The sequence below is a fragment of the Mesorhizobium sp. M1328 genome (assembly GCF_040318075.1).
Classification (GTDB): Bacteria; Pseudomonadota; Alphaproteobacteria; order Rhizobiales; family Rhizobiaceae; genus Mesorhizobium.
In genome coordinates, this window is record NZ_JAMYLO010000009.1 from 83,619 (window position 1) to 107,009 (window position 23,391).

Sequence of the window (23,391 nt, forward strand, 5' to 3'; positions counted from 1 at the left end):
GGCTCAGACATAGGGTTCCGCGCCGCCATTGGCAATTCGGAAACCCAAACAGCACGGCTTGGCGTGCTGGTCCGAGAGAGACGAATCGCGGCATGGTCGATCTGCCGATGGAAATGCGCGGCGTGGAGCCGTCCGCAGCGATCTGGACCCCGAAGCCAAGCGCCGGCTCACCGTGTTTCTCACCAATCTCAGATCAACCGCGCCGGACATTTACGATCTTCTGGAGCAGAGACACTCCGGCGGGTTCGCCGTTGCCGGTCCGAGGGACTATGTGCTGGCTGCGGCCATCGTGCGCCTAGTCTCGGCCCGCGGTCGCAAGCATTAGCAACAGCCCGGTTGGCGGGCTTCAGGCGTCAGCAATCGCTACACGGAATGGTCGGGCTCCGGCGCGGCCGCAGATAATAAGTTTCCGCCATCGATATCGAATTGAAGACCGAACTCAACCCGAACCGGCTTTGGCCGTCCGCCGACCAGGTGATGATTGGCTTGTAGGCGAGATCGCTTTCGACCCGAATGAGGAAAGTGCCTTTGATCTTGAGCGCGCTCGGGACCGTTGTGGTGGAATCCTTGACGGCGTCGACGCTAGAGACACCATCGACCACTTTGCGCGACCACACGACCAGGACTTTCGGCGTCGTCTCGTTCGTCACCTGTATCGCCGTGATAATGATCTTCGGTTTCGAGCGGTTGTAGGGCTGAAGCGTGGAACTGCCGATCGCCATGATGGCATCGACATCGGCCGCCTTGATGGTCTGCTGCTGCGTGACGAGGTCCGCTACCATGCTGCCGATGCGGCTGACCTTCTTGCTGGTCTCGATGGCTTGCGAGGCCTCCATTGTCATAAAGTACATGATCAACAGGACAGGCACGATGAGGGCAAACTCGACAGCCGCAATACCGCGGCGGTCCGAGCAAAGCCGGACTACTCTTGTACAAATCCCTGCGATGCCCAGCTGTGCCCCCGCACGAATCATGGCTTTGCCCTTTTCAAGCGACTACGTGGTTCAGTTGTCGAACGGCTCGTTCTGCCAAGTGATCGAAGCAAAATGCAGCGTTTTGCCGTCCTTCAGGTTGGCCATCGATTTGGCCATGAAGTCGGTCATCACCGGCCATTTGTAAAAAACCCGCAGCATGTTTCTCGACTCCGCCAGGCCAGGTGCGACGGTGAAGGTCTGTGTGCTCGTGCCCTTGGTCAGCACGACATCGCCATCCTGGATCTTGAAACCGGCCAGCGCCGCATCGGCGAAGGTCGGATATTCGCGCAAATCCACCAGCAATCCGGGACAGGTGCTGGCAACCATGATCTCCAATTTTGTGCAGATCATGTCCCGCAGCTTGGTCCCGGACACATCGGCCGGTCTTAGTTGGCCGGTACGCAGTTGGCGCGCGATGTCGTCTGTGGCGTTTGCCATCACCTCCTGTGCGGCAAAAGAAATGCAGCTCTCCAGGATGGCGAAGACAAGAAGCGCGAAAGGAATTGCAAGCATGGCGAATTCGATCGCCGTGCTTCCGCGTCGGTCGCCCAAAAACCGTCCGGGAAAACCTGCTCGTCGTGCCTTGCTCATGTTCTCTACACGCCGATGCCGCTTCTGTATCGGTCCCACCCTTAGTCGGAACCGATTGAAGTCCGGTTGGAATGACCGTTAAATTCAACGGGAAGGCCTTAACCCGGCGATAACCGAAGCACGTTCCCGCCAAAGGCGGAGACGTCGGCTAGCTAATGCCCGGCGCTCATTTCGGCTTCAGAGGCCTTCTCGGCATCGCTCTTATACGAGCTTTCGCAATATGGCGCGCAGGACATGGTCTGTACTTCGGAACGCCGATAGATGCGCACCGACGACGCTGCCTGGCGCACGACGGTTATTTGCTCATCGACGATCGGGTTGCCCTCCTGGTCGAGGACGACGAGATTGGTGACACCAAATCCCTTGCCGGTCAGTACGATCGTCGATGCGTCCTGCACGGAGGCGTCGGCGATCGCCGGATTGCCGACGACAATCGTATCGGCGGCGCGCGACAATTTGATAATCTTTGCCTGGTTCATCGTCACCTCGATGCCGGCGCCGGCCTTGGCTGGAACGGCGAAAGCCGCTGCGGCAAAAAGCACGGCAACTGGAAATGATGATCTCGGCCCGGCCATTGAGGCGCTCCCCTGGCAAACTGTTCAACAGAACATGAACGAGATTGGTGAACCAACCGTTAAGCGGCTGGAGTTCAGGATTAAGCCGGAACCGGTATTTGGGCTCAGCCGGCACGGCTGGAACGTCTTTGCCGAATTGCGCCTTTTGCGCCCTTTTGTCAGCCCGTGGGCCCAGCGGCGGGTATTTTAGTTCTGGGTTAACCACGCAATGTCGTCGAAGCGGGAAAGGAATCGGTAAGCCTGTTTATTAAGCCGATTGAAACAGCTTCTCCTTAGATTTGCAGCATCCGATCAACCACCAAGAGAAGTTGACGGAAGTGCTGTAACAATTGGAGTAGGAGCTCGAATGTCTAACCTCATCGCACGTTTTGTGAAGGACGAATCCGGCGCGACCGCTATCGAATACGGTCTGATCGCCGCTCTTATCGCACTCGCCATCATGGTCGGCGCCGGCCAGCTCGGCAACTCGCTGAACGCCAAGTTCACCGCCATCTCCACTAAGGTGAACGGTAGCTGACCGTAACAGGTTCGGTTGTTCTCAAATAAGGGCCGCCGCATTGGCGGCCCTTATTTAGTCCCGGCGTGATTTGAAATTTAGGCCTCGTCAATCATTAATCGAATAGGACTAGGCTGGGGGCCAGATGCAATTTGGTCATAGGCGCGCTGATGCTTGAAGCCGTGATCTTCGTCGTGTTTCCGTTCTGCATGCTTTTTGCCGCGATCTCGGACATGCTTTCGATGACGATCGCCAATCGCGTGCCGGTGTTGCTTGTGGTTGTCTTCGCCTTGGTTGCACCTTTGACCGGCATGGACTGGGCCACCTATGGCTGGCATTTCGCCGCCGCCGGCCTGGTTCTCGCGGTGACGTTCGGCCTGTTCGCGCTGGGCGGCATGGGCGGCGGCGACGCCAAGCTTCTGGCCGCCACTGCCATGTGGATGGGACTGAACATCCATCTCATCGAGTACCTCGTCGCCTCGACATTCATCGGCGGCCTGCTGACGCTAGCCATCCTCGCCTATCGAAAATCGCCGCTTGCCGCCGTCACAAGCCACAATCCGTTCCTGCGCCATTTCGCCGATGAGGCGACCGGCGTTCCGTACGGCATCGCGCTTGGCATTGGCGGTCTGCTCACCTATTCCGACTCGCCGTTGATGGCCTGGGCACTTACCAGGCTGGCGGGCTGAATTTCGCTTTATGCCGTTGGCGCCGAGCAGGCGAGTTGGCCACGTTTTCCTTCGGGCCGGGCCTGTCGCTCTAATTTATGTAAACGTTAAATTAATCACGATCGTAAGTATAACATTAACCTTGTTTTGACGATTGCCGCTGCAAAGTCCGGCTTGGCTACGTGGTTTGCCAAGGCGAGGTTCGGACAGATGCCAGCATCCCGATTGATTATTCTGAGCGTGGCGATAGCCGCGGCCGGTGGTGCAGGCTATGTCGCGAAGAACATGGTCGTGGCTCCGCCGCCTCCGGTTGTCGATTCCGGTCCTCAGGCGCCGGCGATCGCGCTGCAGGATGTGCTGGTCCTTTCCGGCGACGTTCCGATGGGCAGTCCGCTTGAAAACAACATTTCCTGGGAGTCATGGCCGTCCGCCGGCATCAACGCAAATTTCATCACCCGCGCCGCCGAGCCTGAAGCGCTGGACAAGCTGAAGGGCGCCGTCGCCCGCGTGGCGCTGTACGCCGGCGAGCCGCTGCGGCGCTCGAAGCTGATCGGTGAAGGGCAAAGCTTCATGTCGTCGATCCTGCCCTCCGGCATGCGGGCCGTCGCCACAAGCATCTCGGCGGACACCTCGGCCGGCGGCTTTATTCTTCCCAACGATTTCGTCGACGTCATCATGACCCGCAGAGCCGATCCCGCCAATGGCGGTGGTCCGGGCTTCACGACCGAAACTATCCTGAAGAACATTCGCGTCCTGGCGATCGACCAGACCATTCAGGAGGACGAGGAAGGCAAGAAGACCAGGGTTGGCCAGACCGCCACCCTGGAACTGACGCCGCAGCAGTCCGAGATCATCACCGTCGCACAGCAGATGGCGGATCGCCTGACTCTGGCGCTGCGCTCGATCAAGGACAGTCAGGACAAGAATGTGGGCGAAGCCGACTACCTGGTTTCCGGCAATGGCCGGCGCGGAACGGTGCGGTTGATCAAGTCGGGCGAAGTTTCCGAAGTGGGGGCAAGGAAATGAGTCTAAAAACCAAACTGCCGCTCACGCTGGCTGCGGCGATCGGCCTGTTTCTCCTTGGAACGAATGCATATGGCATCCTCGATGCCAGTGCGGCGAACAATGCCAGGGTCACGGCTTCGACTGCCACCCAGCGGGTCAAGCTCGGGCTCAACAAATCGGTGGTCATCGACCTGCCGAGCGATGCCTATGATATTCTCGTCGCCAACCCCGCTGTAGCCGACGCGGTGACCCGCACCGCCCGGCGTATCTATCTGTTCGGAAAGGCGGTCGGCGAGACCAACATCTTCGTCTTTGGCCCGAATGGCGAGCAGATCGTCAGCCTCGACCTGGCGGTCGAACGTGATGTCGCCGGGCTGGAGGATTATATCAAGCGCTTCATCCCGTCATCGGAGGTCAAGGTCGAGTTGCTGAACGACAACGTCGTTCTGACCGGGACCGTGGACACTCCTCTGGACGCCAAGCGCGCGGCCGATCTGGCAACCATTTTCGTGTCCGGCGGCGAGGCGACCACGGGTCAATATTCGCAGACCGCTGCCGGCGGTTCGGCTGAAGCCGGCGTCGCGATCGATAACCCGGATGCCGAGCGCCGCGTCAGCAAGATCGTCAACCTGCTGCAGATTATCGGCGACGACCAGGTGACGCTGAAGGTGACGGTCGCGGAAGTCAGCCGCTCGGTGATGAAGCAGCTCGGCGTCAACATGGTCGGCAACGGCAGCAGCAACGGCATTAGTTGGGGCGCGGTAAGCGACAATTTCACTGGTTTGGGCAAGTCGCTGTCGAACTCGGGCCTCTCTATCGGCAGCTCGACGCTGCAGGCCTACATCAATGCCATGGAACAGTCCGGCGTCATGAAAACCCTCGCCGAACCAACATTGACGGCCGTATCTGGCGAGAAGGCGACCTTCAAGGTTGGCGGCGAATACAACATGGTGACCAGCGTTTCCCAAGCCGTATCCAACGATAACCAGACCGGTCTGAAGACGTATTCGGTCGAGAAGATCGAATACGGCATTGGCCTGGAATTCCAGCCGGTGGTGCTGTCTCCCGGCCGCATCAGCCTGAAAGTCAGAACCTCGGTCTCCGAGCCGACAACGGAGGGGTCTGTGTCTTTGTCCGAAGGCGTAACAAGCCCGGGCATGAATGCCCTGTCGCTCCGCAAGCGCTTGGCCGACACAACAGTGGAACTGCCTTCGGGCGGCTCGATGATGATTGCCGGCCTTGTCCGCGACGATCTCAGGCAAGCCGTCAACGGCTTGCCTGGTCTGACAAAGATTCCAGTGCTTGGCGCGCTGTTCCGCAGCAGGGATTTCGTCCGCAACGAGACCGAGCTCGTCATCATCATTACGCCCTATCTGGTGAAGCCGGTGGCGCGCAACGATCTTGCCAAGCCGGATGACAATTTCAACGCCGCCAGCGATGGCGCCGGCATTTTCCTTGGCCGCGTCAACCGTGTCTACGGCACCATGCAGACCGACAAGCCCAACGGCCGCTATCACGGCGTTGTCGGCTTCATCTACAAGTAAGCGGGGAAGTGGACATGTCTCAGTCAGTATCGAAGGCAAGGGCGGTCACCGCGATACAGTCCGTCCATTCGCGAATCTGGCGGCCGGCCGTTCCCATCATGGCGATCGCGGTGGCGGCATTGCTGGCCGGCTGCGCCAATCGCGACAGCGTCACGGTGGGTGCCATACCTGACGATTATCGCACCACCCATCCGATCGTCATCGCCGAGAAGATCCAGAAGATCGACCTTCCGGTCGGCGCCGGCGACCGCGGCATGACCAGGTCCCAGCGCGACACGCTCCTGGGCTTTCTGGACGGGTACGACAGGAGCGCAGCTCCGGTACTGACGATCGAGATTCCGAGTGGCTCGGCCAACGAAATCGCAGCGGCCGCGGCCGGCCGCGATTTCGCCAGGCTAGCCATAGCGAGCGGCATCAGCCGGAAGCGGATCGCCATGCGATCCTATCAGTCTGTTTCGGCCGAAGCGTCCGCACCGGTCCGTGTTGCCTACGTCTCGGTTAAGGCTCAGACGGATAGATGCGGGCGCTGGCCCGAAGACCTGCTGCAGACTTCGGAAAACAAGCACTATGCCGATTTCGGCTGTTCGTATCAGAACAACCTGGCTGCCCAGATGGCCAATCCGGCCGATCTGATCGGGCCACGCAAGCCGACGCCGATCGACGCGGAAAATCGCGGCGCGGTGATCGACGTCTATCGTGACAGAGGTATTTCGGACGAATTCCTCGGCAATTCGGAAGTCGAATATTAACGAGTGTTGAGGCTCAACAAACCCTAAGCCGCGCAAGTCACGGAAAGTGATGACAATGAGCAATCTTGCCTATGACACAGAGGTACCGGGCGGCGAAACCTCGGAGCAGGATATTGCCGCGATGCAGGCGTTGCGGCCGATCCCGCGCATTTCGATCCAGGCATTTTGCGAGACCGAAGGCGTAGCCAATCCGGTCGAGCGCGCCGGCGAGGATCGCCGCATGGCCAAGGCACATTTGAAGGTGCATATGGGGGGCATCCCCACCGCCATCGAATTCTATCAGTCTGCGCCGACACCGAACCTGATCCTGCTTGAATCGCGCAGCGAGCCGAAGCTGTTGCTGGAACAACTCGCCCAGCTTTCCGAGCATTGTGATCCGACCTCCAAGGTGGTGGTTGTCGGCCACTACAACGATGTCGGCCTGTACCGCGAACTCATCCGTTCGGGCATTTCCGAATATGTCATCGCGCCCGTATCGATGGCCGACATCGTCAGCGTGGTGTCTTCGATCTTCGTCGATCCGGAAGCTGAGCCGATCGGCCGCTCGATTGCCTTCATCGGCGCCAAGGGCGGCGTCGGCTCCTCGACCATTGCCCATAATGTGGCCTGGGCCATGTCGTCCCTTTTCAAATCCGAAGTGGTTGTCGCCGATCTCGACCTCGCTTTCGGAACGGCCAATATCAATTTCGACCAGGATCCGGCGCAAGGCATTGCCGAGGCGGTCTTCTCGCCGGAACGCGTCGACGAGGTCTATCTCGACCGGCTGCTCGCCCAATGCGCCGAGCACCTGTCGCTGCTTGCGGCACCTTCGACCCTGGAGCGGGTCTACGATTTCGATCCTGACGCCTTCACCCAGCTTATCGACATAGCCCAGCGTAGCGCGCCGCTCCTCGTGCTCGATGTTCCCCACGTGTGGGCCGGCTGGACCAAGAACACGCTGGTCAAGGCCGACGAGATCGTCATCACGGCGACGCCCGAACTGGCCAATCTGCGAAACACAAAGAACCTGGTCGACATGCTGAAGCGGCTTCGTCCGAACGATCCTGCGCCAAAGCTTGTAATCAACCAGGCCGGTGTGCCGAAACGTCCCGAGATTACGCCGTCCGACTTCTCCGAATCGCTCGGCCTTTCGCCGATGTCGATCATCCCGTTCGAGCCGCTTTTGTTCGGAAATGCTGCCAACAATGGACGTATGCTCGGTGAAATGGATGCCAAGAGTCCGGTCGTCGCCATGATCAACGAGATCGCCCATGTGCTGACAGGGCGCAGCGAAATCAAGGTGAAGAAAAAGGCTGGGCTCGGCAACCTGATCGGCAAGCTTTCGCGCAACAAGAAGTGATGCCTCAGCGGTGGAATTGGTAAGCGATCATGTTTGGTAAAAGAGGCAGCGACGACGGCAACCGGACCATTCCGGAATTCCGTCAGCCAGCACCCGCACCTGCTGCGCCGGCGGCCGCGAACCCTGTGGAAGCTGCTGTCACTGCCAGGCCGGCGGCGCTGCCGCCATCCGGCGCGCCTGCCGCGCCGGCGGTTCGCCGTGCGGTCGAGCCGCCGCCATTGGCCCCGGAGCCGAAAACTATCCAGCGCCAAAAGAGCGAAACCTACTACGACACCAAAAGCCAGGTCTTCGCCGCACTCATCGATACGATCGATCTGTCGCAGCTCGCCAAGCTCGATCCCGAAAGCGCGCGCGAGGAAATCCGCGACATTGTCAACGACATCATCGCGATCAAGAATTTCGCGATGTCCATCGCTGAGCAGGAAGAGCTTCTCGAGGATATCTGCAACGACGTTTTGGGCTACGGGCCGCTGGAGCCACTGCTTGCTCGCGACGATATTGCCGACATCATGGTCAATGGCTCCAAGAACGTCTACATCGAAGTCAACGGCAAGGTCGAGCAGACCGGCATCCGTTTCCGCGACAACCAGCAGCTCCTCAACATCTGCCAGCGTATCGTCAGCCAAGTCGGCCGCCGCGTCGATGAATCAAGCCCGATCTGCGATGCGCGTCTTCCTGATGGCTCCCGTGTCAACGTCATCGCACCGCCCCTGGCTATCGACGGCACCGCACTTACCATCCGCAAGTTCAAGAAGGACAAGCTGACGCTCGACCAGCTGGTCAAGTTCGGCTCGATTTCGCCGCAAGGGGCCGAGATTCTCAAGATCATCGGCCGTGTCCGCTGCAACATTGTCATCTCGGGCGGTACCGGCTCAGGCAAGACGACGCTGCTCAATTGTCTGACCAACTATATCGACCGCGAGGAACGCGTCATCACCTGCGAGGACTCAGCTGAGCTGCAATTGCAGCAGCCACATGTGGTGCGTCTCGAAACCCGTCCGCCCAACCTCGAAGGCGAGGGCGAAGTGACCATGCGCGACCTGGTCAAGAACTGTCTGCGCATGCGCCCCGAACGTATTATCGTCGGCGAAGTGCGCGGACCCGAAGTGTTCGACCTGCTGCAGGCGATGAACACCGGCCATGACGGCTCGATGGGAACGATCCACTCGAACAGCCCGCGCGAATGCCTCAACCGTATAGAGTCGATGATCGCCATGGGCGGCTACACGCTGCCGCAAAAAACCGTGCGCGAAATCGTCGTCGGCTCCGTCGACGTGATCATACAGGCTGCACGCCTGCGCGACGGATCGCGGCGCATCACCCACATCACCGAGGTGATCGGCATGGAGGGTGACGTCATCATCACCCAGGACATCGTTCTCTATAACATCAAGGGCGAGGACGCGAACGGCAGGCTGCTGGGCGAGCACGTGTCGACTGGCATCGGCCGTCCGCATTTCTGGGAGCGCGCCCGCTATTACGGCGAGGAGCAGCGCCTCGCCGTTGCGCTAGAGGCAATGGAGAAACGCGCTGACTGATCCGTCTGGAAGCCTGGGGGCCAGGGTCGATGTTCGGAATTGACGGCACCGCATTGGCATTCGTCGTGCTCGCCGGCTTCAGCGCCGGCGCTGTGGCCTATGCTTTCCTGTTCAACCGGATCAGCACCGAGAAGCAGGTCGGCAAGCGGCTTGAATCGATCAAGACCGCCGAGACGGATCGTTCCGTCGTCAAGGCTTCGCGCGATCGCGTGGCGGAAGCGGCCAAGCGTCGCAAGTCCGTCCAGGATTCGCTGAAGGATCTCGATCAAAAGCAAAAGTCCAATCAGAGCCTGGTCAAGAAACCACCGCTGAAGATCCAAATCCGTCAGGCCGGCATGAAGATCTCGCTTGAGCGCTTCTATGTCTACTCGGCGGTCTGCGGCATCGTCTTGACGGCTCTTGTCTATTTCATCGGCGCACCGTTGCTGGTCTTGCCGGCTGCGCTGCTGGTCGGCGTTTTGGGTCTCCCCCGCTGGTTCGTCTCGTTTCGCCGCGCGCACCGCGTCAAGGCGTTCCTCAACGAATTTCCGAACGCGCTCGATATCATCGTGCGTGCGGTAAAATCCGGCCTGCCGCTGAACGATGCCGTGCGCCTGATCGCCAACGAATCCCCCGAACCGGTCAAGACCGAGTTCCGCCGCATAGTCGATTCGCAGCAAATGGGTTTGTCGATCCCCGACGCGGCCATGCGCATGCCCGAAACGATGCCGTGCACCGAGGCGAGCTTCTTCGGCATCGTCATCCAGATCCAGTCTCAGGCCGGCGGCAATCTTTCCGAAGCGCTGGGCAATCTTTCGCGTGTACTTCGCGACCGCAAGAAAATGAAAGCCAAGGTCCAGGCGTTGTCCATGGAAGCCAAGGCATCCGCCGTGATCATCGGCGCGTTGCCTTTCGTCGTCGCCTTTCTCGTCTATTTGACGAGCCCGAACTACATCATGCCCCTCTTCGTCACCAGCACCGGCCATCTGATCCTCGGTTGTTCCGGCATCTGGATGTCGATGGGCGTCCTGGTAATGCGCAAGATGATGAACTTCGAAGTCTAGGACTCGCGTATGACCGATCACGTCATCAGAACTCTCACCGACCCGTCCCTGCTGATCGCACTGCTGGTCGGCATCGCGGTGTTTGCGACCGTCTTCACGCTGCTGCCCGCCTTTGGCGGGAACCAGCTCAAGGCGCGCATGAAATCCGTAGCGCTGGAGCGCGATGAGCTGCGCGCCAAGCAGCGCGCGCGACTGGCAGTCGAAGCCGACCGCCGCCGCAAGGGCCTGCGCGAAGAACAGTCGGTCGGCATGCGCAATATTGTCGATCGCCTGGATCTCAGGCGTGCGCTGGCGGATGAAGGTACCTTGCAGAAATTGAAAGTGGCGGGTTTTCGCGGGCAAAATCCGCTGACGCGCTTCCTTTTCTTCCGTCTCGTCCTGCCCTTCATAGGCTTTGCATTGGCGGCGATGTATCTGTTCGTGCTCGGAGGATTGCCGGAGCAGCCGATTTTCGTGAAGCTGTTCGTGTGCATCGTGGTTGCCTATGCGGGGTTCTACGCACCGGTGCTCTACGTCAACAACCGCGCTACCAAGCGCAAGCAGTCGATCCAGATGGCGTGGCCGGACGCGCTCGACCTGTTGCTGATATGCGTCGAGTCCGGCATGTCGGTGGAAGCAGCGCTTCGCAAGGTCGCCGATGAGATCGGCGCGCAATCGGTGGCATTGGCGGAAGAATTCATCCTGACCAACGCCGAACTTTCCTATCTCCAGGAGCGCAAGCAGGCCTACGAGAACCTTGCAAGCCGAACCGGCCTGGAATCCGTCAGGTCGGTGTCCCAGGCGTTGGTTCAGGCTGAGCGCTACGGTACGCCCGTGGCGCATGCGTTGCGCGTGCTTGCCAGTGAGAGCCGCGACATGCGCATGAATGCCGCCGAGAAGAAGGCGGCCGCGCTGCCGCCGAAGCTCACCGTGCCGATGATCCTGTTCTTCCTGCCGGTACTGTTCGCCATCATTCTGGGTCCCGCCGGCATCCAGGTGAGCCAGCGCGGCATCTTTGGCGACCAGCCGAAATCCAGCAGCGAGTAGCGCCAGCCGCGTCGCCACAAAGCTGATATGATTCAGAGCCGCGCTGCCGGTGCAGCGCGGCTCTTTGCGTTTGACATGTTGCGGAATTTCGCGCGCCGGTTCGGCGCTCGAGCCAGTCAGTTGGTGGCGGGCTTTGCCTTGTCCTGCTCCTTGAGCTGGCTCCAGGCATTCTGCTGTGCCAGCATCTGGCGAAGGTAAGCGACGTTCGCCTGCGCCTGATCCGGCGACAGCTCTTGCGAGGCGATCTTCTCGGCCTCGTCGAAACGGCCTTGCAGACCGACGACCAGCGCCAGGTTCTGGCGGACGCGGCTGTCGGCATTCGGCTGCTGGGCGGCCGAGCGCATATAGGTTTCGGCCGTGCGCAAATCGCCTTCCAGCACGTACGACATGCCGAGATTGGAAAGGATCGTCGGTTCGTTCGGCCTGAGGTCCAGCGCCTTGCGATAGCCTTGGCGCGCCTCATCCTTTTGGCCGAGCTGGTCGAGAATGGCAGCTTCCGCCGATACCAGTTTCCAATCAGGATATTCGGGGGTCTGCGCGCGGCGCACGGCATCGAGAGCCGGCTCGAACTGTCCGTTGGCGGCAAGCGCCTTGCCATAGGCGGCGAGCACGTCGCGATCCTTCGGCAAGGCGATCGCCAGCTTGCGCATCACCGCAAGCGACTGGTCTGCGTCGCCGTCCATCTGCAGCGCCGCGGCATAGTTTGTCGCGATCCGCTTGTCGGTGGGGTTTTTCGAATAGGACTGGCCGAGCGCCATCGTAGCGTTGTGCAGTTCGCCCGCCGACATTGTTTCCAGCGGCTTGCCGCTTGGACGAGAAATCGAGCCAGTCGTCAATTTGCTGGTTCCGCAGCCGGCGACGCCTGCAGCAAGCACCATCATCAACGCCGTGGTGATCAGCCTATTTGCGCTGGCGTTCATCCTGCGGTTGGTCGGCATCGGCACCAGGGCTCCGTTCATCGCGTGACCATTTGCGTGGCCATCTTCCCTCCCGCAGAAATATTCTGTTAACCCTAACGGAGAGTTAAGAAACGCCGACTCGGAAGCCCGGAGACCAGCGAATGCCTGTCGAACTCGTCGAGAAAGAATTGAGCAATGCGCTGCCGGTTCATCTGGTAGCGAAGGATGCTCTGGCGGCGGCGGGCCTTGCGCCATCCTCGGTCGCCTGGGCCAAGGCCAACGCCTTTTCCGGCGAGGCCGGCAGGACGGTGATCGTGCCTGGCGACAACGGCGCGATTGCCGGAGCCCTGTTCGGCACCGGTGATGGCGAGGGCGCACTGGCCATCGGCGCACTTGCGAGAGCCTTGCCCGAAGGCGACTGGCATTTTGCGTCGGCACCCGCCAAGCCGGAGCTTACGGCACTCGCCGTGGCGCTCGGCGGCTATGTCTTCACCCGCTACGGCAAGAGGCCAGGCAAGACGCTGCGCCTCGCGCTGCCGGCTGGCACCGACGTCGCCCGCATCCGCCGCCTCGCCGATGGCATTTTCCTGGCGCGCGATCTGGTTAACACGCCGACCAGCGATATGGGTCCCGGGCAGTTGGAGAAAGCCGCCCGGACCTTGGCCGCGACGCACAAGGCCGAAATATCGGTGACCAAGGGCGACGATCTTCTTACCGCCAACTTTCCGATGATCCACGCCGTCGGTCGGGCTTCTGCCGACGCGCCTCGCCTGATCGACATGATTTGGGGGCCGAACAATGCCCCCAAGATAACGCTGGTGGGCAAGGGCGTCTGCTTCGATACAGGCGGCCTCGACATCAAGCCGTCCTCGGGCATGCTTTTGATGAAGAAGGACATGGGCGGCGCTGCCAACGTGCTGGGCCTCGCTTCCATGATTATGGCCGCCGGGCTGAAAGTCCGCCTGCGCGTGCTCATTCCCGCTGTCGAGAATTCGATAGCCGGCAACGCCTTCCGGCCAGGCGACGTGCTGGTGAGCCGCAAGGGCATCACCGTCGAAATCGGCAACACCGACGCCGAAGGACGGCTGGTGCTCGCCGATGCCTTGGCCTTGGCCGATGACGAGGAGCCGCAGATGCTGGTCGATATGGCAACGCTGACAGGCGCTGCCCGTGTTGCGCTCGGTCCCGACTTGCCGCCGTTCTATACCGGTGACGAGGCGCTTGCATCCGAGCTGGCGGACGCCTCCGTTGCGGTCGAGGATCCGCTGTGGCGCATGCCGTTGTGGAAGCCCTATGACGCCAAGCTGGCGTCGAAGGTGGCCGACATCAACAACGTCACATCGGACGGTTTCGCCGGCTCGATCACCGCGGCGCTTTTCCTGAAGCGCTTCGTGGAAAAGACCGCCGGCTGGGCGCATTTCGACATCTTCGCCTGGAACCCGTCCGATCGCCCGCACGGCCTTGCCGGTGGCGAGGCGCAAGGCATCAGGGCGCTGGAGCGGGTCATTTCGAACCGCTTCGGCTGATGTCTCGGGCATAGCCGACGAAAGTATTGACTGAAACGGAACCGAAACAATTTTCCGTCATGCTGGCCGGATGTCGATTATCATGCGTCCAAGCCAGGCCTTGCGACTGTGGCAGCAGGTGGTGCTGTCGGAGGTGCGCGACGACGCGCCCGACCTTACCATGCGCCAGACGGCGATCCTGTTCACCATCTATCTCGATCCGCCGCCACACACGGTGCGCGGGCTCGCTGCCCGCCTCAACGTCACCAAGCCGGTGATCACCCGTGCGCTCGATACGATGGGGGCGCTGAAACTGGTGTCGCGCCACCGCGACGAGCTGGACAAGCGAAACGTGCTGGTGAGGCGCACAGTCGAAGGCGCGCTCTTTGTCGAGCGCTTTGGCGATGTTATCATTGCCAGAGCCCAAGAGTTGCCCATTTGACCAAATTGTCCATTTGAACGAGTTGCCGATTTGACCGCCAGGGATGCCCGCCTCCATGCCTTCCGCTCCGATCTCGCCGACGCCAGGCTGAGAGGCGAGATTTCCGCCGACCGTTTCGTCGCCGGCCGGCCGGCTCGCATCACCGCTTCCGTCGCAGACATCCGCAAGGCGCCGCGGCCGGATGCCGGCGTCAACACACAGCTTCTGTTCGGCGACGATATTCTCGTCTTCGAGGACGCCGAAGGCTGGGCCTGGATCCAGGCCGAACGCGACGGTTATGTCGGCTATGTCGCCGACACGGCACTGGGCGCGCGGGACCATGCGCCGACCCATGTCGTTTCGGTGCCGCGCACCTTTCTCTATCCAGGACCCGACTTGCGCTTCCCGGTGAGCGGACAGCTCTCGATGGGATCGTTGGTGACGGTGACGGGCTCAGCCGAAACGCGCGGCACGCATTATGCGCTGTTGCCGTCCGGCCAGGCGGTCATCTCGGGTCATCTCAGGCCTGTCGCCGAGGCAGCCGCCGACTACGTTGCTGTTGCCGAGAGCTTTCTCGGCACGCCCTATTTGTGGGGCGGCGCCTCGGGCTTCGGCATCGACTGTTCCGGCCTGGTGCAGCTTGCGATGCACATGGCTGGCAGGCAAGTGCTGCGCGACACCGACATGCAGGCGGCGACCATCGGCGAGCCGCTCGACCCCGGGCCGGATTTTGCCGGGTTGCGGCGCGGCGACCTGGTCTTCTGGAAAGGTCACGTCGCTGTTATGACCGACGCAGAGGCGATGATCCACGCCAACGGGCACACCATGCTGGTATCGCGTGAGGGGTTGAAGGAAGCGATCGCCCGTATCGGCTATCTCTATGGCGGCCCGACCGGGTTTCGCCGGCCGTAACGCGAATCGATCACCTTTTGTTCCGATTCTGCTTGGCGATTGCGCGTCGCCGCGCTACCTCTGGCGCGTGACAGAGCAGCCGCGCCTTGCCGAACAGAATGCCGCCGTCGTCCTGCCCGAGCCATTTGTCAAATGGTTTGCGGAAAAGGGCTGGTCGCCGCGCGCCCACCAGATCGATTTGCTGGCCAAAGCCCAGGGCGGCCAGTCGGCATTGCTGATCGCGCCGACCGGCGCCGGCAAGACGCTGGCCGGGTTCTTGCCATCGCTGACCGAACTGGCTGGCCGACCGAGGAGAAGGCCGGGGCAGGCGCATCGAGGCATCCACACACTCTACATCTCGCCGCTGAAGGCGCTGGCCGTCGACATCGAGCGCAATCTCGGCAAACCCGTCGCAGAAATCGGGCTGCCCGTCACCGTCGAGACGCGCACTGGCGACACGCCCGCACACAAGCGCCAGCGGCAGAAGCTGGCGCCGCCCGACATTCTCCTGACCACGCCCGAGCAATTGGCGCTGCTGATTGCCGCGCCCGATGCCAGGCGCTTCTTCGAGGACCTGCGCTATGTCGTGCTCGACGAATTGCATTCGCTGGTGACCTCGAAGCGCGGGCATCTCCTGTCGCTCGGGCTGGCCCGGCTGCGCTCGTTTGTGCCCGCCCTGCAGACGATAGGCCTGTCGGCGACGGTCGCCGAGCCCGACGAATTGCGGCGCTGGCTGGTCAACCAGAATCCACCGGGGCCGATGGCCGAACTGATCGTCGTCACTGGCGGCGCCAAGCCCGAGATCTCCATTCTCGATTCGGAGGAGCGCGTGCCGTGGGCGGGACATTCGGCCCGCTACGCAACGCCGGAGATCTACGACGAGATCAAGCGCCACAAGACAACCCTGCTGTTCGTCAACACGCGCAGCCAGGCGGAACTGCTGTTCCAGGAGTTGTGGCGGGTCAACGAGGACACCCTGCCGATCGCGCTGCATCACGGCTCGCTCGATGTCGCCCAGCGCCGGCGCGTGGAGAAAGCGATGGGCGAAAACGCCCTGCGCGCCATCGTCGCCACATCGACGCTCGACCTCGGCATCGACTGGGGCGACGTCGACCTGGTCGTCCATGTCGGCGCGCCGAAAGGTGCCAGCCGGCTGGCACAGCGCATCGGCCGCGCCAACCACCGTATGGACGAGCCGTCGAAGGCGATCCTGATCCCGGCCAACCGCTTCGAGGTGCTGGAATGCAGGGCGGCGCTCGACGCCAATTATCTCGGCGCCCAGGACACCCCGCCGTTGGTCAATGGCGGTCTCGACGTGTTGGCGCAGCACGTACTGGGCTGTGCCTGCGGTGCGCCGTTCCATGCCGATGCGCTGTTCGAGGAAGTGCGGACGGCTGCACCCTATGCCGATCTCGATCGGCCGACATTCGATCGCGTCGTCGATTTCGTCGCCACCGGCGGCTATGCGCTGAAGAACTACGAACGCTACGCCCGTATTCGTCTCAACAGGGACGGGCTGTGGCGGGTCTCAAATCCTCGCGTCGCCCAGCAATACCGGCTCAATGTCGGCACCATCATCGAAGTGCCGGCGCTCAACGTCCGCTACGTGCAGGCCGGCAGCAGAGGCGCGGCCTCGCGTGGCGGCCGGGTTCTGGGCAAGATCGAGGAGGCCTTCCTCGAGACGCTGACGCACGGCGATACCTTCATGTTCGCCGGCAAGGTGCTGCGCTTCGAAGGCATCCGCGAGAATGAGTGCTTCGTCTCGAACGCACCCGGCAGCGACGCCAAGGTACCTTACTATGGCGGTGGCAAATTCCCGCTTTCGACGTACCTAGCCGAACAGGTCCGCGCCATGCTGGACGACCCGCAGCGCTGGAAGAAGCTGCCGGAGCAGGTCGCCGACTGGCTGCGTTTCCAGGCCGACAAGTCGGTGCTGCCGAAACGCGACGATCTGCTGATCGAGACCTTTCCGCGCGGCAACCGCTACTACCTGGTGGCCTATCCGTTCGAGGGCAGGCTGGCGCACCAGACGCTCGGCATGCTGCTCACCCGCCGCCTCGACAGGGCGGGAGCCAAGCCGCTCGGCTTCGTCGCCACCGACTATGCGCTTGCCATATGGTCGCTGGCCGATATGGGCCACATGTTCAGGGCGAAGAAACCGTCGCTGGCTGCGCTCTTCGATCAGGACATGCTGGGCGACGACCTCGAAGCCTGGCTCGCCGGCAGCTGGCTGTTGAAGCGCACCTTTCGCAATTGCGCGCTGATCTCGGGATTGATCGAGAAACGCCACCCGGGCCAGGAGAAGAGCGGCCGCCAGGTAACCGTGTCGACGGATCTCATCTACGACGTACTGCGCAGCCACGAGCCCGACCATGTCCTTTTGCAGGCGACGCGTGCCGATGCCGCGACCGGTCTGCTGGATGTCAGCAGACTTGCCGAGATGCTCTCGCGCGTCCAGGGTCGAATCATGCATAAGAACCTCGAGCAGATCTCGCCGCTCGCCGTGCCGATCATGCTCGAGATTGGCAAGATGCCGGTGCACGGCGAGGCCGATGACACGCTGCTGATGGATGCAGCCACGCTGGTCGAGGAGGCCATGGGGACGAAATGACTGTCGCGCTGGCCATGGCTGCGCCTCTAGCGGATGCGGGCGCTGTCCGTATCGCCGGCGAACGCGCGATCTGCGACCGTCGCGGCGTGCTCTATTTTCCCGAATTCCGGCTTCTGGCCGTGTCCGATCTGCATCTGGAAAAAGGCTCCTCACTGGCCAGGCGCGGCACGCTGGTCCCACCTTACGACACCGGCGCGACGTTGCTCCGGCTGCAGGCGGTGATCGCCGATTATCAGCCTGCGATCGTCATCAGCCTGGGCGACAGTTTTCATGATGGCGGCGGCGCAGCGCGTATGCACGCGAGCTTTCGCGAAAGGCTGGAAGGGCTGATGGTCGGGCGCGACTGGTTCTGGGTCGCCGGGAACCATGATCCTGAAGCACCGGCCGACCTGCCCGGCGAGACCGTGCGCGAGCTGGCCATAGGCTCGCTACTCTTCCGGCACGAGCCTTCGGCGGTGAGAGTGGAAGGCGAGATATCAGGCCATCTGCATCCGTGCGCCCGCATCGTGCAGCAAGGCCGTTCGGTGCGGCGTCGTTGCTTTGCCGGCGATGGCGGCCGCATGATCATGCCGGCTTTCGGCGCCTATACCGGCTCGCTCAACGTGCTCGATCGCGCCTATCTGGGACTGTTCAAGCGCGAAACGCTGATGGCCTATATGCTTGGCAAGGAACGCATCTTCGCGATTTCCCACGCGATGCTCAGGCCGGGCTGAACCTACCTGCCGTAGTACAACGTGACCGTGTGTTTCGCCTCGGCGAAGAACAGCCAGCGCTCGACCAGCATTCCGGCGAGTTGCACGATTGCGGCGAGTATCGACGAAGCCGCCGCATAGGGCCACGGCAAGGCGAACGCGGCAATCAGCAGCAGGGCCGGCAAAGCAAAGGCCAGCGCTTGTGTGATCTGACGGAGTTTAGCACTATGCTTGCGCGCGATCCGAAAACCCATTTCCTTGAGCAGATAGTTTTCTTCCGTATGCGGCCACTCGATCGACCGCACCGTGCCGCCGGCCAAGCCCGTTGCCGTGTTGGCCGTGGTCGGGATCTCCAGCCGGTCGTTGTACCGCCAGGTCACCAGCTTCCAGCCCCAGCCGGCAAACGTTGCAAGCAGCGCACACGCCAGCACAGCCGCCGAGCCGACGCCGAATCCCTGCAGCAACGCGTTAAGCAGCACACTGCCGGTCATCGTCGCGAAGATCAGGTAGGCGGGCAGGGTGAAGCGGCTGTGCCATTGGGCGATCGGCTTCAACGACGCGTAGATCATGCCGGTAGTGCAAACGGTGGCGACCGCGCCGATGGCAGCGAGCAGCCCGGCGACAGCCACCCAGCCGCTCGTTCGGCCGAGGACCACCCAGCCAATACCGAACAGTCCCGCCGGCACGAAGGTGGCGACCGAGGCAATGCCTTCGCGCGACAGCCATGAGCTTCGCCATTGCGAGAAGGCACGCCAGGCGCGTTCGGGCCGACCGAGATGGCCGGCCGACGACAGCAGGCCTGCCGAGATCAGGCCAAGCGCCAGCCCCATGCCGGTAAGGCCAAGCCAGAAATCGGGCGGGATAAAGCCCTGTCCGGCCAGCACGCCAAGCAGCGCGAGCAGGCCGTAACCGGCGCCCGTGGCGGTGGTGAAAAAGACGACGGAGAATGCTGGATGCATGAAGGCACGGGTCAGTTCGAAAGCATGCGGTCGACCCAGCCGAGGAAGCCGCCTTCGGCCCGCACCGCTTCAAGCGCCGGCGCCGGTACCGATGCGGCGCGGGTGGTGTGGGCACGTGGCGGCAGATATTTGTTGGTCGGCTTATAGCCCATTTCCGGCATCAGATCGACACCGCCGCGCTCGGCCACCAGTTGCGAGATAGCCGATGCCGGATCGCCCAGATCGCCGAAATGCCGCGCGCTGGTCGGACAGGCGGCAACGCAGGCAGGCACGCGATCTTCTTCCGCCAGATTGTCGTTGTAGATGCGGTCGACGCACAACGTGCATTTCTTCATCACGCCAACATCGGTGTCGAATTCGCGCGCACCGTAGGGACAGGCCCAGCTGCACAGTTTGCAGCCGATGCACTTGTCCTCGTCGACCAGCACGATGCCATCCGACGCCCGTTTGTAGGAGGCGCCGGTCGGGCAGACCGTGACGCACGCCGGTGTCTCGCAGTGCAGGCAGGAGCGTGGGAAATTGACCGTGCGCCCACCCATCTCGGTCATGTGCTCATAACTGTGCACGCGGTTGAACCAGACACCGTCAACATTGCCGCCATAGGGGTCGATGTCGGTTAGCGGCGCCATATGGCCGCCGGTGTTCCATTCTTTGCAGGCGGTAACGCAGGCCTGGCAGCCGACGCAGGTGTCGAGATCGATGACAAGGCCGAGCTTCTTGTCGGTATGGGCGGGAAGGCAAGTCATTCGGCGGCTTCTCTTTTCATGCGGAACTCGGCGCCGAAACTCAGTTTGTCGGGCGAGGGCTCAGACTCCGGCGGCTGCCGGAACCGCTCGAACTGCGGTTCGGTGAAGCCAGCTTCCTCGGGCGCGCATTTGACGATGCGCACGCGCAGGTCGAACCACGCCGCCTGACCGGTCACCGGATCGGAATTCGAATAGCGTTTGCCGCTGGCATCGGCGGAGGTCTGGTCGCCGATGATGTGGTTGAGCAGGAAGCCGCGATTGGATTCGGCCGCGTCATCCTTGAGCCCCCAGCTGCCGCGCCGTTTGCCGATGGCGTTCCAGGTCCACACCGTATCTGCGTTGACGCCGTCGACCAGCTTGATCTGTCCTTTTACCTTGCCGTTGATGCTCTCGATCCACACCCAGTCGTCATCGACAAGCCCGAGGCTGGCTGCGGTCCGGTGATGCACGAACAGCCGGTTCTGGCTGGTGATCTGCCGCAACCACGCGTTCTGAGAACCCCATGAATGGTACATATGCATCGGCCGCTGCGTCAGCGCGTGGAGCGGATAGACTTGGCTATCGACCGCAGCCTCTTCGAAGGGCGCGTACCAGAACGGCAGCGGATCCATATAGGTCTCGATACGGCTGCACTCTGCCTTCGGCGGCAGCACCCCGCCATGGCCGCGCGCCGCAAGGCGAAAGCGCTGCATCGGCTCGGAATAGAGTTGGAAGGCGATCGGCTCGGCCTTCGGGATGAAGCCCATGCTCTCGGCGAATTCGAGATACGAGCGGTTGGCCATCTTATAGTAGCGCTGATCGACGGCGAAATCCTGGTGCCAGAAGCCGCCATTATCGATGTAGCGCTGCAACTGGTCGGGATTGACCTCGCCCTTGCCAACCGAGGCCCCGTCCTTTCCGCGCCAGCCGGCGAGCGGACCGACACCTGGTGTGCGCTCGTGATTGACGATGTAGTCGGCATAGTCGCGGTATTTGGCGGAACCATCGTCGTCGACGAAGCCGGGCAGGCTGAGCCGCGCGCCGAGTTCGATCAGCACCGTCTGGAACGGCCTGACCTCGCGGTCCGGCTCGACGACGGGATGGCGGATGGCGTCGCCCGGCCCGTCGGCGTGGCTGATCGGCCGGTCGAGCAGACTGATACAGTCATGACGCTCGAGATAGGTCGTATCCGGCAGCACCAGATCGGCGAACGGCACGGTCTCGGAATAATAAGCGTCGGAATAGATGATGAACGGGATCTTGTACTCGCCCGACGCATCCATGTCGGTCAGCATCGCCATCGTCTCGACCGTGTTCATCGACGAGTTCCAGGCCATGTTCGACATGTACATGAATAGCGTGTCGATCGTGTAGGGATCGCCGGCCCAGGCGTTGCGGATGACCGTGTGCATGAGGCCGTGTGCTGCAAGCGGCGCATCCCAGGAGTAGGCCTTGTCGATACGAATGGGCTTGCCGGCTTCATCGATCAGCAGGTCCCCCGGTCCGCAGACGAAACCGAGCGGCATGCCGTCCAGCGGCGTCATCGGCTTCACATTCTTGCCGGCTGGCTTCGGACCCGGCGGTGCACACCGTGGATAAGGCGGTTTGAAGCGGAAGCCGCCCGGCACGTCCACCGTGCCGAGAAGCACCTGAAGCAGATGAATGGCGCGGCAGGAGTGAAAACCGTTCGAATGGGCCGAGATGCCGCGCATCGCATGCATCGACACCGGCCGGCCCTTGATGGTCTCGTGCCGGCGGCCGGCCCAGTCCGTCCAGGCCACCGGCAATTCGATTTGCTGTTCGAAGGCGACATGAGCGAGTTCTGCAGCAATGCGTCGGATCGTGTCGGCGGAGATGCCGCACCGGTCAGCGACGGCGTCGGGTGAATAGCTCTCGTCCAGATAGCGGTCGGCGACGAGTTGGAAGACCGGCACGCCGCGGCGGCCGTCAACTAGAACGCTGCCGGTCAATGCCGGTTTCGCATCGGCATTGCTGGCATCGACAGGCATCTTCGCCACCCTGTCCCAAGCCAGTGGATTGCCGCCATCATCGCGCATGAACAGCCCGTCGTCGGCCGCACCAGGCTCCTGAATGACGAGAAGATGGGCGTTGGTGTAGCGCAAGAGGTAGTCGAGATCGACGCGCCCTGCCTTCAGCAATTCGTGGATGAGGGCAAATACGAACAGGCCGTCGGTGCCAGGCCGGATGCCGATCCAGTCGTCGGCAATTGCATTATAGCCGGTGCGGCAGGGATTGATCGAGACCACCTTGGCGCCGCGCGCCTTGAGCTTGCCGAGGCCGATCTTGATCGGATTGGAATCATGGTCTTCGGCAACCCCGAACAGCATGAAATATTTGGTGTTGTCCCAATCGGGTTCGCCGAACTCCCAAAACGAGCCGCCAATCGTGTAGAGGCCGCCGGCCGCCATATTGACCGAGCAGAAGCCGCCATGGGCGGCAAAGTTCGGCGTGCCGAACTGGCTCGCCCACCAGCCGGTCAGCGATTGCGACTGGTCGCGCCCGGTGAAGAAGGCGAGTTTCTTCGGATCGGTTCGGCGGATATTCGAAAGCCGCTTCGTCGCGATCGACAAAGCTTCCTCCCACTCGATCTCGCGGAACTCACCCGAGCCGCGCGGGCCGGTGCGTAGCAGCGGCTTCTTCAGCCGGGCCGGGCTGTAATGCTGCATGATGCCGGCGCTGCCCTTGCCGCACAGCACGCCGCGGTTGACCGGGTGGTCCTTGTTGCCGTTGATGTAGCGGACCTTGCCGTCCTTGATATGGACGTCGATGCCGCAGCGGCAGGCGCACATATAGCAAGTGGTCTTGGCGACGCTGTCGGAGACATCGGGCGAAGTATCGACGCCGTCGCCTTCAGCGGGCGCGCGCGTATCGGCAAGCGGCCGTTGGGATGGTGCTGAGTTGGCGCCGCGCAGCGGTTCGTTGGTCATGATCCGGCGATGTTTTTGCGTTCCGCGGCCTTGGCTCTCGTCTTCGGGCCTGGGCCGCGCATGTAATGCTGTTCCGGCCGATAGCGTTCACCGACGAGCCGCCATGGCAGGCTGCGGGTCCAGTGCGCAAACACGGATTTGAACAGCCTCACCAATTTCTAGCCTCGACTGTTCTGGCGCGACTTTTTTCCA

Annotated in this window: 21 protein-coding genes and 1 pseudogene; 15 read left to right on the top strand and 7 right to left on the bottom strand. The window is 62.0% G+C overall.

Going from position 1 to position 23,391, the window contains the following annotated elements:
* Positions 1–127: 127 nt before the first annotated feature.
* Positions 128–402: pseudogene (locus NKH23_RS34620) on the top strand (phosphate/phosphite/phosphonate ABC transporter substrate-binding protein); the annotation flags it as partial.
* Here NKH23_RS34620 and NKH23_RS17710 read toward each other — a convergent pair.
* From NKH23_RS17710 to NKH23_RS17720, 3 genes are all read right to left on the bottom strand, one after another.
* Positions 354–974, bottom strand: a complete 621-nt coding sequence (locus tag NKH23_RS17710) for a TadE/TadG family type IV pilus assembly protein (RefSeq protein ID WP_352914318.1) — start codon at positions 972–974, stop codon at positions 354–356. The pseudogene NKH23_RS34620 and the gene NKH23_RS17710 overlap by 49 nt on opposite strands.
* 30 nt (positions 975–1,004) lie before the next feature.
* A complete protein-coding gene (locus NKH23_RS17715; RefSeq protein ID WP_352978689.1) occupies positions 1,005–1,565 on the bottom strand; it encodes a TadE/TadG family type IV pilus assembly protein in 561 nt (186 codons plus the stop codon).
* A 152-nt stretch (positions 1,566–1,717) separates the two neighbouring features.
* Positions 1,718–2,140 (bottom strand): pilus assembly protein N-terminal domain-containing protein, encoded by a 423-nt coding sequence (locus NKH23_RS17720; RefSeq protein WP_352715763.1) that lies wholly within the window; start codon positions 2,138–2,140, stop codon positions 1,718–1,720.
* A 346-nt stretch (positions 2,141–2,486) separates the two neighbouring features.
* On the opposite strand from NKH23_RS17720, the gene NKH23_RS17725 reads away from it, so the two are divergent.
* The 9 genes from NKH23_RS17725 to NKH23_RS17765 all read left to right on the top strand — a co-directional run bounded on the left by NKH23_RS17725 (position 2,487) and on the right by NKH23_RS17765 (position 11,548).
* Complete coding sequence (locus NKH23_RS17725) at positions 2,487–2,657, top strand: Flp family type IVb pilin (protein ID WP_023676929.1); 171 nt, start codon at positions 2,487–2,489, stop codon at positions 2,655–2,657.
* 149 nt (positions 2,658–2,806) lie between these two features.
* Complete coding sequence (locus NKH23_RS17730; RefSeq protein WP_023676930.1) at positions 2,807–3,325, top strand: A24 family peptidase; 519 nt, start codon at positions 2,807–2,809, stop codon at positions 3,323–3,325.
* Between the two features lie 189 nt (positions 3,326–3,514).
* Entirely contained in the window at positions 3,515–4,330 is an 816-nt protein-coding gene (gene cpaB, locus NKH23_RS17735) for a Flp pilus assembly protein CpaB (protein ID WP_023676931.1), read from the top strand.
* A complete protein-coding gene (locus NKH23_RS17740; RefSeq protein ID WP_352715760.1) occupies positions 4,327–5,853 on the top strand; it encodes a type II and III secretion system protein family protein in 1,527 nt (508 codons plus the stop codon). Before cpaB ends, NKH23_RS17740 begins: the two co-directional genes overlap by 4 nt.
* A gap of 14 nt (positions 5,854–5,867) precedes the next feature.
* The gene (locus NKH23_RS17745; RefSeq protein ID WP_352715757.1) at positions 5,868–6,602 is read left to right on the top strand and encodes a CpaD family pilus assembly protein; all 735 of its coding nucleotides are present in this window, start codon (positions 5,868–5,870) and stop codon (positions 6,600–6,602) included.
* 55 nt (positions 6,603–6,657) lie between these two features.
* Positions 6,658–7,941 (top strand): CpaE/TadZ family protein, encoded by a 1,284-nt coding sequence (locus NKH23_RS17750; protein ID WP_352464866.1) that lies wholly within the window; start codon positions 6,658–6,660, stop codon positions 7,939–7,941.
* Positions 7,942–7,970: 29 nt separating this feature from the next.
* Positions 7,971–9,479, top strand: a complete 1,509-nt coding sequence (locus NKH23_RS17755; RefSeq protein WP_352715754.1) for a TadA family conjugal transfer-associated ATPase — start codon at positions 7,971–7,973, stop codon at positions 9,477–9,479.
* 29 nt (positions 9,480–9,508) lie between these two features.
* Positions 9,509–10,522: a type II secretion system F family protein gene (locus NKH23_RS17760; protein WP_352715752.1), complete on the top strand. Its 1,014-nt coding sequence runs from the start codon at positions 9,509–9,511 to the stop codon at positions 10,520–10,522.
* A gap of 9 nt (positions 10,523–10,531) precedes the next feature.
* Positions 10,532–11,548: a type II secretion system F family protein gene (locus NKH23_RS17765; RefSeq protein WP_352715749.1), complete on the top strand. Its 1,017-nt coding sequence runs from the start codon at positions 10,532–10,534 to the stop codon at positions 11,546–11,548.
* A 116-nt stretch (positions 11,549–11,664) separates the two neighbouring features.
* On the opposite strand, the gene NKH23_RS17770 is transcribed toward NKH23_RS17765, so the two are convergent.
* Entirely contained in the window at positions 11,665–12,486 is an 822-nt protein-coding gene (locus NKH23_RS17770) for a tetratricopeptide repeat protein (RefSeq protein WP_352715853.1), read from the bottom strand.
* A gap of 122 nt (positions 12,487–12,608) precedes the next feature.
* On the opposite strand from NKH23_RS17770, the gene NKH23_RS17775 reads away from it, so the two are divergent.
* The 5 genes from NKH23_RS17775 (at position 12,609) to pdeM (ending at position 18,588) form a co-directional block, all read left to right on the top strand.
* The gene (locus tag NKH23_RS17775; protein WP_353035110.1) at positions 12,609–13,973 is read left to right on the top strand and encodes a leucyl aminopeptidase family protein; all 1,365 of its coding nucleotides are present in this window, start codon (positions 12,609–12,611) and stop codon (positions 13,971–13,973) included.
* A 70-nt stretch (positions 13,974–14,043) separates the two neighbouring features.
* The gene (locus tag NKH23_RS17780) at positions 14,044–14,394 is read left to right on the top strand and encodes a MarR family winged helix-turn-helix transcriptional regulator (RefSeq protein WP_023676939.1); all 351 of its coding nucleotides are present in this window, start codon (positions 14,044–14,046) and stop codon (positions 14,392–14,394) included.
* 30 nt (positions 14,395–14,424) lie between these two features.
* A complete protein-coding gene (locus NKH23_RS17785) occupies positions 14,425–15,285 on the top strand; it encodes a C40 family peptidase (RefSeq protein WP_352715744.1) in 861 nt (286 codons plus the stop codon).
* A 67-nt stretch (positions 15,286–15,352) separates the two neighbouring features.
* Positions 15,353–17,875 carry a ligase-associated DNA damage response DEXH box helicase gene (locus tag NKH23_RS17790; protein WP_352978694.1) on the top strand — a complete coding sequence of 841 codons (2,523 nt, stop codon included), beginning with the start codon at positions 15,353–15,355 and terminating at the stop codon, positions 17,873–17,875.
* On the top strand, positions 17,872–18,588 hold the full coding sequence (gene pdeM / locus NKH23_RS17795; RefSeq protein ID WP_352715740.1) for a ligase-associated DNA damage response endonuclease PdeM: 717 nt from the start codon (positions 17,872–17,874) through the stop codon (positions 18,586–18,588). The genes NKH23_RS17790 and pdeM overlap by 4 nt, the downstream gene beginning before the upstream one ends.
* Positions 18,589–18,590: 2 nt before the next feature.
* On the opposite strand, the gene NKH23_RS17800 is transcribed toward pdeM, so the two are convergent.
* From NKH23_RS17800 to NKH23_RS17810, 3 genes are read right to left on the bottom strand one after another with little or no spacing between them, the layout of a single operon-like run.
* Complete coding sequence (locus tag NKH23_RS17800) at positions 18,591–19,526, bottom strand: dimethyl sulfoxide reductase anchor subunit family protein (protein WP_352715737.1); 936 nt, start codon at positions 19,524–19,526, stop codon at positions 18,591–18,593.
* Between the two features lie 11 nt (positions 19,527–19,537).
* On the bottom strand, positions 19,538–20,272 hold the full coding sequence (locus NKH23_RS17805; RefSeq protein WP_352470094.1) for a 4Fe-4S dicluster domain-containing protein: 735 nt from the start codon (positions 20,270–20,272) through the stop codon (positions 19,538–19,540).
* Complete coding sequence (locus tag NKH23_RS17810; protein ID WP_352715734.1) at positions 20,269–23,199, bottom strand: molybdopterin oxidoreductase family protein; 2,931 nt, start codon at positions 23,197–23,199, stop codon at positions 20,269–20,271. Before NKH23_RS17810 ends, NKH23_RS17805 begins: the two co-directional genes overlap by 4 nt.
* Positions 23,200–23,391: the final 192 nt, after the last annotated feature.